We start from the raw sequence: 15,808 nt of genomic DNA, 5'->3' as shown, positions 1-15,808 counted from the left end.
ATGAAAATAAATAGAGTATGAAAAAGCTATTAATTTATGCAGCTTGCGGTGCTATAGCACTTGCTTCCTGCAAACAAGAGAAATCTACAATTAATCCAGCAGAAATCCAAAACGATTCTTTGCGTGCCATTATCAATGCTCGTGATAACGAGGTTAACGATATGATGGCTACATTGAATCAGATCCAGCAAGGCTTTGCTGAAATCAACGCTGCTGAAAATCGTGTAACGTTAGCAAAGGAAGGAGAGAAAGCAGATAAGAATACTCAAATAAAAGAGAATATCCAATTCATTGCTCAACGTATGCAAGAGAATCGTGAGTTGATTAAGAAACTTCAGCAACAGTTGCAAGCTACAGGCTTCAAAGGCGAGGAAATGAAGAAGACACTTGGTCAGATGACAGCTCAGCTTGCACAGAAAGACAAAGAGTTGCAGGCGCTTCGTGCAGAATTAGCATCAAAGAATATCCATATTAAGGAACTTGATCAGACCATTACAGGCTTGAATACAGATGTTTCTAATCTGAAGACTGAGAAGCAAAACCTTGAAACTGAAAATACAAACTTGCAGACTGAGTCTAAGCAAAAGAGCGAAACCATTTCTTCTCAAGATGTGCAACTGAATACAGCATGGTATGTATTTGGTACAAAGAAGGAACTTAAGGAACAGCGCATACTTGCTGATGGTAAGGTTTTACAAGGCAGTTTCAACAAGAGTTACTTTACAAGAATAGATATTCGCACCACTCGTGAGATTAAATTGTATAGCAAGAGTGCATCATTGCTAACTGCACACCCAGGCAGTAGCTACTCTCTTGCAAAGGATGCAACTGGTCAATATGTTCTTCGTATCACTGATCCAAATACATTCTGGAGCACAAGTAAGTATCTTGTAATGCAAGTAAAATAAAGAAAGTAGAATACAATGATTAAAGCGAGCACTTTATTTTTTAAGGTGCTCGCTTTGTTTTTTGTCCCTCTTTCTTTATATCTTATTTTTCGTTTGAGGTTTGCTGGAACAATCAGAATACTGTAAATATTTTTCAAGACACATAATTCTGTGTAACCATTTAACCTTCAGCGATTTACAAAACAGGCTCTTTTGCAATGCAAAAGAGCCTGTTTTGCGTGGTAAAAATGCCTATATTGTAACGTAAAATAGCCGCTTTTGCGATTTCAAAGTGTTATCATTATTTTCTGTTGTAATTTTCTTTACAAAAACAGAATGATTTTCTTGTTAACTTAAAACTTTTGGGAGTTTCGGCTAAGTAAGTTTTTGTTATCTTCGTTCTTTGAAGAATTGTTGCATAAGCTTTTTACATTCTTCTTCTCTTACACCTTTTGTTACCGTTGTTTTTTTGTGGAGTGCGTGTGGAGCAAAGGCTGAAAAACCTCGCTTTTCGTCGGCGCAGCCATAGACAACTCGCTTTATTTGCGACCAGCCTAATGCACCTGCACACATGATACAAGGTTCTACTGTTACGTATAGCGTGCAGTCTTGCAAGTATTTCCCACCTAATTCGTTGGCCGACATTGTTATTACTTGCATTTCAGCATGTGCAGTAACATCGGTCAGTGCCTCTGTTAGATTGTGTGCACGTGCAATTATTTTGTCGCGACACACTATTACGGCGCCTACAGGAATCTCACCTTTATTGTAGGCTTCTTCGGCTAATGCCAAAGCACGTCCCATATAATAGTCGTCTTTTTTTATTTGTTCTTCGGTGCTCATATATGTATATTATATCGTCGCAAATTTACAATATTAATTCTATAATTCAGAAAAAACCTCTATCTTTGTACTATGATAACAATAGACAGGCAATCTATTAGTTCGATAATAATATGGCATTACACAACGAAACAGGTAAATGGGGCGAGCAGATAGCGTGTGAATATTTGATGCGCGAGGGCTACAGAATCGTGGAAAGAGACTGGAAATGTGGTCAGCGTGATTTGGATATTGTTGCTATAGAAAACGATGTTTATGTGTTTGTAGAGGTTAAAACACGAAGAAATGAGCGTTTTGTCAATGCTGATGAGGCTGTAACAACACAGAAAATTCGTTCTGTTTCTATTGCAGCAAATGCTTATGTAAAGGGTCATCGTATTGATAGAGTGCTGCGTTTCGATATAATTACGATAGTTGGAACGCCCGATAAATATGAAATCCGTCACACTAAAGATGCTTTTCTTCCATTTATATGATCGAAGATTTGCAGAATAATGATATAATGTATTTACTTTTATGAACCTCATTCATAAGATAAAAGCAGCTTTCCAAAAGGAAAAGAAGTCTACAACAAAGATTGTACGATTGGAGACAATCAGCAGTACTAATGATTTTCTGAAGACTTATTCGCCATCAGACGGAGAGCCAATGACAGTGGCAGTTGCCGATTTTCAGACTGCAGGACGTGGGCAAGGAACTAATAGTTGGGAGAGTGAATCAGGAAAGAATCTCTTATTTTCTGTTCTTTTGCACCCTGTTGAAGTGCCTGTTGCCTGTCAGTTTCTGTTGTCTGAATATGGTGCATTATCATTAAGAGAAGCATTGACAGACTATGTGGACGAAGGTAGCATTACGCTGAAATGGCCGAACGATATATATTGGAACGATAAAAAGCTAAGCGGTACGCTGATAGAAACTAAGTTAAGCGGTGGTAGAATTAAAGACTGCGTGTTTGGAGTTGGACTGAATGTAAACCAAACTGAATTTATAAGTGATGCTCCTAATCCTATTTCTCTATGTCAGATATTAGGCAAAGAAGTGAATAAAGAAGAACTCTTGCAAAAGATTATAGCCTCGTTTGAACGAAACTACGAGTTAATTAGAAGCGCTAACTATGGCGAACTATCAGCTATGTATCATGCAGTATTGTATCGTTCAAAAGGCTTTTATCCTTACGAAGAAACAGACGGAACGGTGTTTGAAGGTGCTATTGTAGAAGTTGAGGACGACGGACACCTTATACTTCGCGACCGTGAAGGAATGATAAGAAGTTACGAATTTAAAGAAATAAAGTATGGCAAGATTTAAAAGAATTCTCTTAAAGCTTTCGGGCGAGAGTTTAATGGGTAAACAAGGATATGGCATTGATGCAGAACGCCTTGAAGATTATGCACGTCAGATAAAGGAAATACACGATATGGGTGTGCAAATTGGTATTGTAATTGGCGGTGGTAATATCTTTCGTGGACTATCAGGCAGCCAAAAAGGCTTTGATAGAGTAAAAGGAGACCAGATGGGTATGTGCGCAACGGTAATTAATTCGCTCGCGTTAAGCTCTGCTTTGGGAGCTTTTGGTGTGAAGTCGAAGGTAATGACAGCAATCCGTATGGAACCTATTGGTGAGTTTTATAGTAAATGGAAAGCTGTTGAAGCTCTCGAAGCTGGCTATATCTGTATTTTCTCTGCTGGAACAGGTAACCCTTATTTCACTACCGATACAGGTTCAAGCTTGCGTGGTATAGAGATAGAAGCCGACGTAATGTTGAAGGGTACACGAGTAGATGGTGTTTATACGGCAGACCCAGAGAAGGACCCTACAGCTACTAAGTTTACCGCAATAACTTACGATGAGATATACAATAAAGGTTTGAAGGTTATGGACCTTACTGCTACAACCATGTGCAAGGAAAATAATCTTCCTATCTATGTGTTCAATATGGATATTGTTGGAAACTTAAAGAAAGTAATTGACGGAGAAGATATTGGCACTTTGGTGCATAATTAAACCCCAATCTGTCAATAGACCGATATTCAAAAGAAAGATTTTATAACTATTGCTTCCTGTTTTCTTTTTGTTTGCTTGTTAGCATTTTGTATGTTATGTTGTTTTTACATAGTGTGCTAGGCCTTCAAGAATAAAACAGATAATTTGTTAGAACAGTACAGAACGCTGAACGATTATAATTAAAGTTGAATTATATAGACCATGTCGAAGAAGATAACGAGCCAACAAAGAGAGGAAAGTTACAGGCGTCAACGTAGCTATTGGTGGTGTAGAGTGCGTATCACGATATACATCACGATGGCTATTTTGCAGCTGTTTCTTATCGTTTATGATAATTTGTCGGGGGTTCCGACGGTTGGTTATAAAGGCTTGCTGTGGCAACTTATTTTAAGATCCACACCTGCAATGTTTTTTGTCTACCCTGTGTTGATTATAGTCGTAACTGTTAAGATGAATAGAATAACCACTTATGAAGACCGTCACCGAAGACGAAATTTTGAAATTGAAGAGCGAAAGTGGCGCAAAAATGCTGCTAAACTTGGATTGTTCCTCATTGCAGTCTTGGCTATTGCAGCGTTTATTGGAGGCGGTATGGGTGTGTTTAATTACGTGAAAGACTTGATAAGTGAACCGAAAACAGAGAAAATGATTTTAAATGAGGTGTTGTATAAGCATTATGAATTTAGCTCAAAACAACGTTATAGTTGGCTGTTCCCTAAAACAGGAGGCGGAGAATTTACTTTGTTCTTCACTAGTTATAAAGAAAAAGACGAGTGGGGATTTAAAAAGTATTATCATTTTCATGTCTCGCAGAGCGAGGTAGATGTAGTCGACCAGATGCTACATGGGGTATTAGTGGGAGATAAGGCATTTTCAGCAGACCAATTTATCCATGAAACCGATGCCAAAGGTTTACGTGGGCGTGGCTTTAGAGAAGGTTTAATCAATGGTGGGAAGCCAGTACACTACCTAGTTACTTATTATCCGCATACCCAAACTATTATAAGTACAAAGTTAATAAAACATTAATGATACTTAATGCTGTAAGAAAAGTGCATCTGTTTGCGAGTGATAGTCCTGCAGAATTGTTTTGGAAACTCTTATTTGAAGGATATAAGATGCGAGTAACATAGCATAATATGATGTCATATTCAGACAAATATGACGTCATATTTTTAATTCTTACCTATAATGTTGAATTTACAAATAGGAGATAGTTGTTTCTAAAAGTTAGATTAGAATGAAACCAAACGTGTTCCGTCAGTTTGTTCTTCTATTCTTACTTTGACAGCATTCTCTGGTAAAATATCCTCAATCAGCTCTGGCCATTCCAATAAACAAAGGTGTCCGCTATAGAAATAGTCTTCATAACCCATGTCGTAGACCTCTTCCAACTTCTTGATGCGATAGAAGTCGAAATGGTAAATAGGGCTACCCTTACCGTCGGTATATTCGTTTACGATGGCGAAAGTAGGCGAAGTAATCACGTCTTCCACACCTAAAACTTCGCAAATGGCTTTGGTAAAAGTTGTTTTTCCAGCACCCATCTTACCATAAAAGGCAAAGACCTTGTTCTCACCAATATTGTTTATAAACTTTTTTGCAGCCTCGTGAATGGTTGCAAGGCTTTCTATTTTAATCTCCATTGTTTGTTATCTTTTTGAGTTCTGTGTAAGTTTGACACTCTTAGGTGTCAGTGTTATAAGCGGAACTATCATTTCCTCAATAGAAATACCTCCATGTTGGAATGTGTCTTTATAATATGACACGTAATAATTATAGTTGTTTGGGTAAGCAAAGAAACTATCTCCTGTTGCAAAAACATAGCTTGTGCTAAGGTTTGGAGCAGGAAGTTGTGCCTGTTGAGGTTTCTTTATAGTGAAAACTTCTTTTGAATTATAGTTCAAGTTCTTGCCTAACTTGTAACGAAGGTTAGTATTTGTGTTTCTATCACCAATAATTTTAACCGGTTTAGTGGTGCGAATAGAACCGTGGTCTGTCGTCAGAATGATTTTGAATTCAGACTTAGCCAACTCTCGGAATACGTCGGAAAGAACGTTATGTCTAAACCAACTAAGGGTTAAAGAACGGTAAGCACTTTCGTCGCTCGCCAGTTCGCGAATCATTTTCATCTCTGTGCGAGCATGAGAAAGCATGTCTATGAAGTTTACAACCAATACATTCAAGTCGTTTTGTTGCAAATTATTAAGTTGCTGCATAAACTTTTCTGCACCATTAGAGTCGAAAATCTTATGATAAGAGAACTTATCGTGGCGACGATATCTGTCTATTTGCGTTTGAATAAGTGGTTTCTCGTTTAAGTTCTTGCCTTCTTCCTCATCCTCATCTACCCATAAGTCGGGGAACATTTTGGCAATCTGAAGCGGCATAAGACCACTGAATATAGCATTACGAGCATATTGTGTTGCAGTTGGAAGTATGCTCATATAAAGGTCTTCCTCTATATCGAATAGTTCAGCAAGTTCTTCTGATAAGATACGCCATTGATCTAACCGAAGGTTATCAATTACGATTAGGAAAACTTTCTCACCTTTATCTATTGTCGGAAATATACGATTTTTGAATATATCGGGACTCATGAGAGGGCGAGATGACTTTTCCTTATTTTTTTCATCGTTTGGTTCAACCCAGTCAAGATAGTTTTTTGCAATATATTTAGCAAATCCGTTATTTGCATCTTCTTTCTGCATTGTGAGCATTTCGGTCATATTGCTATCTGCACTGCTAAGTTCTAATTCCCATTTCACTAATCGTTTGTAAACATCTACCCAGTCGTTGAAGTCACGGCAGTCACTTATTTGCATTGCAAGTTGTTGATATTCCTGCTGATAACCTATTTGTGTAACTTCAGTTACAATCTCTTTTCGATGGATATTCTTTTTTAATGTCAGCAATATCTGACTTGGATTTACGGGCTTAATCAAGTAATCGGCTATCTTAGCACCGATAGCTTGGTTCATAATATTTTCCTCCTCGCTTTTCGTTACCATAACAATGGGCGTGGCAGATTGTATTTCTTTCATCTTCTGCAGGGTTTCAAGTCCTGATAGACCGGGCATTTGCTCATCAAGCAATACAAGGTCGAATGTTTGAGTTCGGCATTGTTCTATTGCATCAGCACCATTGCTAACAGTAACAACCTCGTATCCTTTTTTTTCAAGAAATATGATATGGGCCTTAAGAAGTTCTATTTCATCATCTACCCATAATAAAAGTCCGTTGCTCATATATTCTTTTTCCTTTCTTATTCTTATTTAAAACTCTGTCCTATTATCCTTTTATCAGGATTCCGGTTTTCACTAAAAGCCACCTAAATCGTAGTATTCATCATCGAAATCATAATCGAGCGGTTGTTGTTTTTGCGGATTTTTCTTTTTCTTTTCCGCAGGTTTAGCATCATCCTCGAAGTATATTTCAGGCCCATCTAAATTCTTTTTCTTCGTCTGTTCTTTCTTTTCGACAGGATTTTGGGCTTTCTGATTATTTTGAACAGGTTGCTGTTTTTGCTTATCCGATGGTTTCTGGTTTTCCTTTGCGTTTGTTGTTGCAGGCTTATTTGTTGAATTGCCAGTTGTATTCTTAGGCAAAGCTGTTTCAGAATCCATAGGAATTACCATCACATTATTGTCTATTGTTGAAACCTTTTGATTACTCTTATTTGCAGGTTTCTCTTCTTTTTTATGTTCAATTGGTTTTGGTTGCGATTTCTGAGGGACAGCTTTCTCTACAGGAATAACCATTTCAGTATTTTCAATAGAGTTCTTTGAGTCTTTTTTCTTTTCTGTATCCTCTGTTGGAATCTCCATTTCTGTACTCTCAATGGTATTCTTGGGTTCCTTCTTCTTTTCTGTTTCCTCAGTTGGAATTACCATTCCCGTATTATCTATAGGAGTCTTAGAATCTTTTTTCTTCTCACTATCTTCAACCGGAATCACAACATCAGTAGGATTCAGAACCTTCTTTTCAGATGATTTTTCTTCTTCTTCAAGAGGTATTGTCATACCCTTGTCTACTGGCTCTAATGATTGTTCTCGTGCGTTGAGGTCAGTTTCTGTTGGATTCCTTCTTTCTATTTCTTCTTGCAAATCACGTTCTTTTTCACGTGGTGTTGCAACTTCAGCAGGCTCAGAAAGCAGGTAACGTGTCGTCACTTGTAAAGGTGCAAAGTTCTTAGCATAGAAGTTTTCGTAATCTTTATAACTGAATGCTGTTCCAATTAGTTTCAAGTTCTTGTCGCTAATAATAATAGCTTTCGTATTTTTGCTTAGCTGAGCTGTTATATTCTTATTGTTAAAAAGCTGACGTGCATATTGGAAAGCCTCATCGAAACTTCTAAAACCAGACAATTTCATTTGGTGCAAACCTTCAATATCCTCTATATCTATTTCGAAATTACGTACATAGAAACTTGTGAAATTGAATCTTGCCATTTCAAATAATAGTTTGTTCTCTGATAAAGAGTCAGGGTGATAAACTATAATAAATTTGAAGTCTATATCTCTATTAGGCGAGAATCTCACTTGCTTAATACTATCGCTGTCGTTCAAAACATTGGTTCGATAGTTCCAAACATCGCCAAGGTCGAATTTAGAATTGTGGATTTTTTTACCAGTCTTTACGCCGTTAACTATCATTCCCGCCATTTCGCTAATTCGACTTTGTGGGTATTTTTCAACAACTACCTTCATATCGTCTAAACAACCATTGATATCCCCTTGGTTAAGTTTACTCAGACCACCAATAAATAAAAATTTATCACGATTTGAACCCATTGGGAATCGGTCGTCAGAAATGCGTTTATTAGCCGCAACTTCTCCAAAACGATTATTCTTAAATGCTTCGTATGTAGATGCATAAAGTGAATCCTCAATATGCTCGCCAAACTTTGCATTCTCCTTAAAGTATGGGTCGGTAAGCAAAACAGTCCATTGACTCTTCGGATAATGTGTTTTTAGTTTATCTATGTAGCTATTTGCAAGGACAGATTCGTTCTTACGCATATATAAAAGATATAGATGATAGTACACATCGTCCATCTGTTCGTAGTCTGGATAATTATCGCTAACACGACGAAGAGTCTTTTCTGCTAATCGAAGATTATCTAAACGGTCCTTAAAAATTACACCAGAATGGTGTAAACCAACTTGAAGTATTTTATTGCTCTCAGCTAATTGTTCTGGAGTAAATGGTATTTGCGCAAGATAATATGCTCGTTGATGAGGGTCGTTCTGTGCCGAATCCTTTTTATTAGTTATTGAATCTAACTTTGCTTCTTCTTTTGCAATAGAATCTCTTTGGGCATCGGTAAGTTCAAGATTATTGTTTGAGCTACCAACAACTGTTTTATTGACGCGTTGCCAGTTGTCTATGTTTTCACGTTTACCCCACAATTGTTGGAAGGTTGTTTTACCTTGTTGTACTGCCATAGGGTTATAGAAATACCATGTAGCATCTTGTTGTTGTCTATTAGGACGATTCGGACGTTGAAGTTCGTTATCATTATCGGCGTTTATGCCTCCATTTTGTGATAATTGTTGCGCAGCTTCTTGCTCTGCTAATCTATTTCGCTCTTCCTTTTCTTTCTTTTTAAGTTCGCTTATTACTCTGTCAATTGCTGCCAAACGTTCTGTTTCCGAACATTTAGCAAGATATTGTAGAGAGTCCTGTAAATGCACAGCTTCTATATGTGGTGTTAGTTCGTCAAGAACCTTTGTGCGTTCAGACAATAACTCATAATCTTTGCGATCTTTATCTAATAATCCAAGAGCTTCGTTATAACATCGGCGAGCATCACTGAACTTTTCCTTTGCCCAGTATAAGTCGCCAAGTCGCAATAGTAAAACTCCTTTTTCTATTCCGTTACGTGTAGATTTTTTATTTCCTTGCTCGTAGGCAGATATAGCATTTGTTGTGTCCTTATTGGTAAGGTAAATGTTGCCCATTGCATAGTAAACCTGATCAAGGTATTCTTTGTTTTTGTCAGAAACAACCATACGTTTTAAGCGACTTACCATTTGTTTGGCTTGTCCAGCTGCCATAACTTCGGTTGCTGCAATGCGTGCATTAAATTCTAATTCATAAGGTGGATTAGAACGAATAACATGTTGGAAAGCATTATATGCTGCATCTTTATTTCCAAGAGCAGCTTGAATTTGTCCCATAAGATACCATTCGCGAGCCTTTTGTTTGCGTCGCATTTCGTATTTAATAACTTTACGTAAGTAAGGGACTGCTTTCTCAAGTTCGCCAGTATGAATATAATAATCTGCAAGTGTATTATCCCATTCGCGTACAGCTCTCCAATCTATAGAATCACGTTGCATATTACGGATTACATCTTCAGCATCATAAAGCCAACCAGCCTCAATATACGATTTTGCAAGCCAAGCTCGAGCCTTTCCATAAATTGCAGGTTGAGTTCTATAGAGTCTACTCATGTAAGCAAATGTAGTAGCAGCTTCTTCGAAAGAACCTTTATGGAATTGCGAACGTCCCATAAGCATCCATGCTTTCCAAAGATATGGATTATATTCTCTGCGCGATAGCCATTCTATATCTTTTTCGGTTTTTCGTCTAGATTTGTTCCACTCTGGTTTTTTCTTAATACTATGTCGTGCTATAGCCTTTTCAGCTTTTTCGATAGCTCGTTCAAAGTTGCTACTTCCTAATTCCTTGCTAGATTTATTACCTACAGTGTATAGTGGAATCATTTCAGTGAAGTTATCTTTATTGCCATTTTCTTTTTCCAACGATGCGTCGATATATGCTTCTGCACCATTATAATAAGTATTATACTTGGCATTAAAGGCATGCCACCATCGCGATTGCGAGGTGTTATTCTTTGTAGAACAACTTGCAATAAAAACAGCAAGTATTGCTACAAATGCGACATAAATATATTTTGTGTATCTTAACTTCACGTAATTATAAACTCATAAAAGCCCGTTTTTATTGTCTTTTGGGCCGATTACTTATAGTATTTTCTTTTTTGTTAGCCTTCTATCATTGTTATAAGTTCGTCTTTTATTTGATTGGGAACATTTATTCCACGAAGAATCAGACTTCTGTTCCATCCTTTTGCTTCTTCTGGACGCATTGTATAAAGTACTTCTGAAAATTCGTCAGCCTCCTCGTCGGTATATTCGTTTGAATCTTTTCCTTTAAAACGATCGAGTTCCTCGTCATCGTAATACTCTATTCCTTTTGTTGCAGCCACCATCACACATGTTTGTTCGCAACTTTCGTCAATACCGCTGCAAGTAGCACAATCACCAGAAGCGGGTACTATGATATCGGGTTCATTGTTATTGCGTCGGCTAATCCAAGTTGAAATGCCTACAATTAAGCCCATTCCGAGAAGTGCCAATATGCCTATAAATATAATATCCATGATACAATCAGCTTTGTTTTTATTTTATTTCTTCGATAGAAAATCCTGCTTTTCGTAAATCGTCCCAAAAGTGTGGATACGACTTTGAAACTACTTCTGGATTGTTAATGGTAAGTTCTCCTAACTTAATACTAATAGGAGCAAAGGCCATTGCCATTCGATGGTCTTTATATGTGTCTATTATAATTGGATTTGCCACTTCACAACGTTCACCATTCCATGAAATTTCAGAATCTTCTGAATCGTGTAATACATAACCTAATTTTGCCATTTCAATCTTCATAGCCTCAATTCGGTCAGTTTCTTTCAGTTTTAAACTGCTTAATCCCATGAACTTAAAAGGAATGTTCATGATAGGGCATAAAGCAATTAAGGTTTGTGCTAAATCGGGCTGATTTTTGAAATCATATTCCAAACGAGGTAAAATTTGTGGTTTACGAATAATTGTAACATCCGTAAGTTCATCCATTTCTTTATCAGCAAAATTCGTTTTGATTCCCAACAACGAGAATATATATTTTGCAGCAGAGTCGCCTTGACGCGAGCCATTTTTTAATCCAGGGAAGCAAATGTGCGATTTCCTATCATTTAGCAAAGTAAGTATAGCATACCAATAGCTGGCTGCTGTCCAATCGTTTTCTATAGTATAATTACGTTCCTCGTATTGTTTGGGACGAATAGTGATTGTGTCAACATCAGTCCATTCAGCATCAGCTCCGTATTCGTGCATTAAGTTGAGCGTAAGGTCTATATAAGGACGTGAAATTACATTGCCCAAAAGTTTCAGTTCAAGTCCATCTTCTAATGTCGGACCTATCATTAATAATGCTGAAACATACTGAGAACTAACATTTCCTGCAACTTCTACTCTGCCTCCTTTTAGTTTTTTACCCTTGATACGCAATGGTGGGAAACCTTCTTCGCCAATATATTGGATGTCCGCTCCAAGAAAACGCAGCGCATCCACTAATATTTTTATTGGACGTTGCTTCATGCGTTCAGTTCCTGTTAGTACGTGCTCGCCCTCCGCAACAGATAAGTAGGCAGTCATAAAGCGCATGGCCGTTCCAGCAGCCATTATATCAATTTCATATGGATTATCTTTAAAAGCACGTGCTATAACTGCTGTATCATCACAAGTAGAAAGGTTTTCGGGCATTATATTACCTCCTGCGAGTGCATGTATAATGAGTGCTCGATTACTAATGCTTTTCGAAGCGGGAAGCTGTATTGTATTTTCAATATGTGAAGGGGGCATTATTTTGTATTGCATTGTATTTACCGGTTAAATTTATCCAACGTTTTTATGGCTGTAAGAAGCTATTTTTTTACTATACAAAAATACAAAGAAAAGTTTGGAACTTGGAAAAATAACTCTAAAAGTTTGCTAATCTCTTAAAAAGTAGCTAATTTTGCACCACTAAATCAAACGGGATGTAGTTCAGTAGGTTTAGAATGCTGGTCTGGGGGACCAGTGGTCGCTGGTTCGAGTCCAGTCATCCCGACTAATAAAAGTGTAAAGGTTGGCATCTTAAACTTTTGCACTTTTATTTTTTATGTTTCTCTAATCCGGGCATAAGTGACAAAAAGAGACCTAAAATCTCTTTTAATCCCTTTATTTACTATAGTTTTGAGCAAAAAACTTTTCGATGACAAAAAATCTGCTTTTATTGCGGTTCTCATCGCACCATTAAAAAGGGTAAGGAGAATGGTTATCAGCGTTGGTTTTGCAAAGGCTGTAAACTCTATTTTATAGGACGTCGTCGCTTGACAAAGGAAGATGTTAATTCTACATATTCCTTAGGGAATCTGACTGTATGCGACCTTGCCAGAGAATTTGGCGTATCAATTCGTACGATTCACCGCTATCTGTCATCAGAATACAAGGAGAACCGACCTAAATTAGTTTCTAGTAATGTTGTAGTCTTAATGAATGCTACTTACTGGGGAAGAAGGTTTGGTGTTGTTATAATGAAAGATCACATATCGGGTCGTGTGCTATGGTATAAGTTCATTGACAAGAAAGAAACAATTGCAGATTACAGAGAAGGTATTTCATATCTTGAGTTGCATGGATATAATGTTTTATGCATAGTGAGCGATAGCTTAAAAGGGCTTCGTCAAGAGTTCCACCAATACAGATTCCAACATTGCCAGTTCCACCAGCTTATGACTATAAGAACAAAACTGACATTGCACCCCAAATTACAAGCGTCACAAGACTTGCTAGGCATAGCTAAAATGTTTTGCCATACAGACAAAGATTCTTTTATAGGAGCTTTGACTGCATGGCATGAGAAATGGAAGGACTTTATAAACGAAAGGGCAAAAGGAGTAGATGGGAAAATGCATTATGTGCATAAGAACACAAGAAGCGCATATTTAAGCTTAAAGAGGAATATGCCGCGGTTGTGGACATTCTATGACTTCCCTGAGTTGCAAATGCCGAATACAAACAATGAATTGGAAGCACTCAACTCTACTTTGAAAGCAAAATTAAACCTACATAAGGGCATTAGCAAAGAAAGGAGAAAAGTCATTATTCAAGACTTTTTAAAGGCTCATTCCCCTTGTAGATAAAGGGATATAAGATGTTTTAGGTCTCTTTTTGTCACTTATGCCCTAAATCATTATTTTTGTCCCTCTGAATTGGAAAATGCTATCGATGGGTGGGTGAAATATTATAATGAGAGAAGGTTTCATGAATCGTTAGATAATCTTACACCTAGAGATGTATATTTGGGGCAAGGGGAGAAAATCAAAAAGATAAGAGAAATAATAAAGCAAAATTCAATCAACAAAAGAATTTTTAATAATAAAACAATGAAATATCAGAGTAAATAACTACATTTGCAGTTGTGCACTTTTGTTTGACAACGTACACTTTGGAAAAAAGAAAAAATAGTACTTATGAGTAGAATAAAAACTTTTATAATACTTATAATAGTATTTCTAATTATTGGTGGTTACCTATACTATAAATGGGGAAAAGAAAGCTTTATGCCATCAAATGAGAATATTATTGCCCTTAATTTGGAGAAAGTTGGAAAGCCAATATATATTAAAGCGAGAAATTGGGGTGTGGCGGGAAACCACGAGGAAATTGTTTTATCTATGTCAAATAAAAACATTCCAAATAAAGATAGTGATTATATCTTTTACTCAAATGATGTTTTTTATAAGACTGACAGTATACAAACAATAACCTTTTTTGTACCGGAAAGCTCAATTAGTGAGCCATTGATTAAATTTACAAATCCATTAGTAATAATAAACAAATTAAAAAATACAGATGAAATAAAGGATTATGTTCAAAACTATCAGAAGTATGGATTAAAAAGGATTACTTTTGCAAATAATTAGTCTACCCTTAAAAGCCTAATATTCCGCTGACTCATAGTATATTATGCTGCAAATTATTTGTTTATATCTGCAAGTTTTTGTACCTTTACACTATAATTCTTGCAGATATTTATGCTTAAACGTACATCTAAACAGCTCTCTATGTTCTCTTCTTTAGAGGACATGCTTAGCCATGAACATCCTCTTTTCCAACTTAGTAATAAGATTAATTGGGAATGTTTTGAAAATGCTTTCTCTCCTTTGTATTGCAGCACTAACGGTCGCCCTGCTCATCCTATTCGCTTGATGTGTGGTCTTTTAATTTTAAAACATCTGCGCAATGTGTCAGATGAAATGGTAGTTTCTCAATGGAGCGAGAATGCTTACTACCAATATTTCTGTGGTGGACTTGAATTTATGCCAAAACAACCCTGTGACGCTTCCGAGTTAGTTCACTTCAGAAATCGTATAGGTGAAAAAGGTATGGAGTTAATATTAGCCGAGAGCATCCGCGTTAATACCGACCATGATAACGAAGATCATTTTGATACGGCTTTCATTGATTCTACCGTGCAGGAGAAGAATATAACCTATCCTACAGATGCGAAGTTGCATAAAAAGATAATCAAAAACGTTCTGAAGATAGTTCATGACAATTGTCTTCCTCTACGACAGAGTTATACGCGTACCTTGAAAGGCATTTACCGTTCCCAACGTTTTCGTAATCATCCCAAGAATCGTAAGAAAGCTCTTAAGGCAGATAGGCAACTCAAGACCATAGCAGGTAGATTAGTAAGAGAGCTAGAGCGTAATCTTGGGGGAAGGAAAGGATATGAGAAGATGTTTGAGTTGTACGTTGTCAAACAAAAGTGCACAACTGCAAATGTAGTTATTTACTCTGATATTTCATTGTTTTATTATCAAAAATTCTTTTTTTGATTGAATTTTGCTTTATTATTTCTCTTATCTTTTTGATTTTCTCCCCTTGCCCTAAATATACGTCTTTGGGTGTAAGATTATCTAACGATTCATGAAACCTTCTCTCATTATAATATTTCACCCACCCATCGATAGCATTTTCCAATTCAGAGGGACAAAAATAATGATTTAGCTTAATCACATTTTTCATCGATCTGTGATATCGTTCTATCTTTCCCTGCGTCTGAGGATGCAAGGGTTTGCCATGGATATGCTTGATATTATATTCCTTACAGAGATACTGTTTGAGAGAGGAAGCAATATAACATGGTCCATTATCTGATAATAGACAAGGAGGATTCTGGAATGTAACTCCTGCCTTCTTAATTGCTTTATCTATTG

The 15,808-nt window shown here is 36.9% G+C and carries 15 protein-coding genes, 1 tRNA gene and 1 pseudogene; 10 read left to right on the top strand and 7 right to left on the bottom strand.

All coding sequences use genetic code 11. The features are described from left to right. The first annotated feature begins 17 nt into the window (after positions 1 to 17). The gene (locus HXN26_RS05990; RefSeq protein WP_025000093.1) at positions 18 to 908 is read left to right on the top strand and encodes a Cbp1 family collagen-binding glycoprotein adhesin; all 891 of its coding nucleotides are present in this window, start codon (positions 18 to 20) and stop codon (positions 906 to 908) included. Between the two features lie 369 nt (positions 909 to 1,277). Here the strand turns inward: HXN26_RS05990 and HXN26_RS05985 are convergent, their stop codons facing one another. Further along, a complete protein-coding gene (locus HXN26_RS05985; RefSeq protein WP_273159552.1) occupies positions 1,278 to 1,730 on the bottom strand; it encodes a nucleoside deaminase in 453 nt (150 codons plus the stop codon). A gap of 113 nt (positions 1,731 to 1,843) precedes the next feature. Here HXN26_RS05985 and HXN26_RS05980 point away from each other — a divergent pair, with 113 nt between their 5' ends. The 4 genes from HXN26_RS05980 to HXN26_RS05965 all read left to right on the top strand — a co-directional run bounded on the left by HXN26_RS05980 (position 1,844) and on the right by HXN26_RS05965 (position 4,764). Continuing rightward, entirely contained in the window at positions 1,844 to 2,206 is a 363-nt protein-coding gene (locus HXN26_RS05980; RefSeq protein WP_025000095.1) for a YraN family protein, read from the top strand. Positions 2,207 to 2,246: 40 nt separating this feature from the next. Further along, complete coding sequence (locus HXN26_RS05975; protein ID WP_025000096.1) at positions 2,247 to 3,038, top strand: biotin--[acetyl-CoA-carboxylase] ligase; 792 nt, start codon at positions 2,247 to 2,249, stop codon at positions 3,036 to 3,038. Next, positions 3,025 to 3,735, top strand: coding sequence for a UMP kinase (pyrH, locus tag HXN26_RS05970; protein ID WP_273159550.1), 711 nt, complete (start codon positions 3,025 to 3,027; stop codon positions 3,733 to 3,735). Before HXN26_RS05975 ends, pyrH begins: the two co-directional genes overlap by 14 nt. A 201-nt stretch (positions 3,736 to 3,936) precedes the next feature. After that, positions 3,937 to 4,764: a hypothetical protein gene (locus tag HXN26_RS05965; protein WP_273159548.1), complete on the top strand. Its 828-nt coding sequence runs from the start codon at positions 3,937 to 3,939 to the stop codon at positions 4,762 to 4,764. 206 nt (positions 4,765 to 4,970) lie between these two features. Here HXN26_RS05965 and tsaE read toward each other — a convergent pair whose 3' ends face one another. The 5 genes from tsaE to HXN26_RS05940 all read right to left on the bottom strand — a co-directional run bounded on the left by tsaE (position 4,971) and on the right by HXN26_RS05940 (position 12,419). After that, a complete protein-coding gene (gene tsaE / locus HXN26_RS05960) occupies positions 4,971 to 5,381 on the bottom strand; it encodes a tRNA (adenosine(37)-N6)-threonylcarbamoyltransferase complex ATPase subunit type 1 TsaE (protein WP_273159546.1) in 411 nt (136 codons plus the stop codon). A gap of 6 nt (positions 5,382 to 5,387) precedes the next feature. Further along, positions 5,388 to 6,983 (bottom strand): T9SS response regulator signal transducer PorX, encoded by a 1,596-nt coding sequence (gene porX / locus HXN26_RS05955; protein WP_025000100.1) that lies wholly within the window; start codon positions 6,981 to 6,983, stop codon positions 5,388 to 5,390. Positions 6,984 to 7,055: 72 nt separating this feature from the next. Beyond that, positions 7,056 to 10,676, bottom strand: coding sequence for a type IX secretion system periplasmic lipoprotein PorW/SprE (gene porW / locus HXN26_RS05950; protein WP_273159543.1), 3,621 nt, complete (start codon positions 10,674 to 10,676; stop codon positions 7,056 to 7,058). A 71-nt stretch (positions 10,677 to 10,747) separates the two neighbouring features. After that, complete coding sequence (locus HXN26_RS05945; protein ID WP_025000102.1) at positions 10,748 to 11,146, bottom strand: hypothetical protein; 399 nt, start codon at positions 11,144 to 11,146, stop codon at positions 10,748 to 10,750. Positions 11,147 to 11,165: 19 nt separating this feature from the next. Next, positions 11,166 to 12,419 carry a 3-phosphoshikimate 1-carboxyvinyltransferase gene (locus tag HXN26_RS05940; protein ID WP_273159540.1) on the bottom strand — a complete coding sequence of 418 codons (1,254 nt, stop codon included), beginning with the start codon at positions 12,417 to 12,419 and terminating at the stop codon, positions 11,166 to 11,168. A 157-nt stretch (positions 12,420 to 12,576) separates the two neighbouring features. On the opposite strand from HXN26_RS05940, the gene HXN26_RS05935 reads away from it, so the two are divergent. The 5 genes and pseudogenes from HXN26_RS05935 to HXN26_RS05915 form a co-directional block, all read left to right on the top strand. Further along, positions 12,577 to 12,651, top strand: a tRNA-Pro gene (locus HXN26_RS05935). A 154-nt stretch (positions 12,652 to 12,805) separates the two neighbouring features. Continuing rightward, on the top strand, positions 12,806 to 13,726 hold the full coding sequence (locus HXN26_RS05930) for an IS256 family transposase, variant Zn-binding type (protein WP_420541269.1): 921 nt from the start codon (positions 12,806 to 12,808) through the stop codon (positions 13,724 to 13,726). A 6-nt stretch (positions 13,727 to 13,732) separates the two neighbouring features. Next, positions 13,733 to 13,990, top strand: a complete 258-nt coding sequence (locus HXN26_RS05925; RefSeq protein WP_273159576.1) for an integrase core domain-containing protein — start codon at positions 13,733 to 13,735, stop codon at positions 13,988 to 13,990. 66 nt (positions 13,991 to 14,056) lie between these two features. Then, positions 14,057 to 14,509, top strand: coding sequence for a hypothetical protein (locus HXN26_RS05920; RefSeq protein WP_273159536.1), 453 nt, complete (start codon positions 14,057 to 14,059; stop codon positions 14,507 to 14,509). 111 nt (positions 14,510 to 14,620) lie between these two features. Continuing rightward, positions 14,621 to 15,358 (top strand): annotated as a pseudogene (locus HXN26_RS05915) (IS5 family transposase); the annotation flags it as partial. A gap of 19 nt (positions 15,359 to 15,377) precedes the next feature. Here HXN26_RS05915 and HXN26_RS05910 read toward each other — a convergent pair. Beyond that, on the bottom strand, positions 15,378 to 15,808 hold a 431-nt coding region (locus HXN26_RS05910; protein ID WP_337954478.1), incomplete at its 5' end, for an integrase core domain-containing protein.

It is taken from the genome of Prevotella aurantiaca, assembly GCF_015262605.1.
Taxonomy (GTDB): Bacteria; Bacteroidota; Bacteroidia; order Bacteroidales; family Bacteroidaceae; genus Prevotella; species Prevotella aurantiaca.
The sequence above is the reverse complement of the archived record's forward strand: the minus strand, read 5'-3'. Positions and strand labels throughout refer to the sequence as shown.

Coding starts and splice junctions, on each gene's coding strand:
- HXN26_RS05990 (WP_025000093.1), top strand. CDS start 18: ATGAAAAAGCTATTAATTTATGCAGCTTGCGGTGCTATAGCACTTGCT.
- HXN26_RS05985 (WP_273159552.1), bottom strand. CDS start 1,730: ATGAGCACCGAAGAACAAATAAAAAAAGACGACTATTATATGGGACGT.
- HXN26_RS05980 (WP_025000095.1), top strand. CDS start 1,844: ATGGCATTACACAACGAAACAGGTAAATGGGGCGAGCAGATAGCGTGT.
- HXN26_RS05975 (WP_025000096.1), top strand. CDS start 2,247: ATGAACCTCATTCATAAGATAAAAGCAGCTTTCCAAAAGGAAAAGAAG.
- pyrH (WP_273159550.1), top strand. CDS start 3,025: ATGGCAAGATTTAAAAGAATTCTCTTAAAGCTTTCGGGCGAGAGTTTA.
- HXN26_RS05965 (WP_273159548.1), top strand. CDS start 3,937: ATGTCGAAGAAGATAACGAGCCAACAAAGAGAGGAAAGTTACAGGCGT.
- tsaE (WP_273159546.1), bottom strand. CDS start 5,381: ATGGAGATTAAAATAGAAAGCCTTGCAACCATTCACGAGGCTGCAAAA.
- porX (WP_025000100.1), bottom strand. CDS start 6,983: ATGAGCAACGGACTTTTATTATGGGTAGATGATGAAATAGAACTTCTT.
- HXN26_RS05945 (WP_025000102.1), bottom strand. CDS start 11,146: ATGGATATTATATTTATAGGCATATTGGCACTTCTCGGAATGGGCTTA.
- HXN26_RS05940 (WP_273159540.1), bottom strand. CDS start 12,419: ATGCAATACAAAATAATGCCCCCTTCACATATTGAAAATACAATACAG.
- HXN26_RS05920 (WP_273159536.1), top strand. CDS start 14,057: ATGAGTAGAATAAAAACTTTTATAATACTTATAATAGTATTTCTAATT.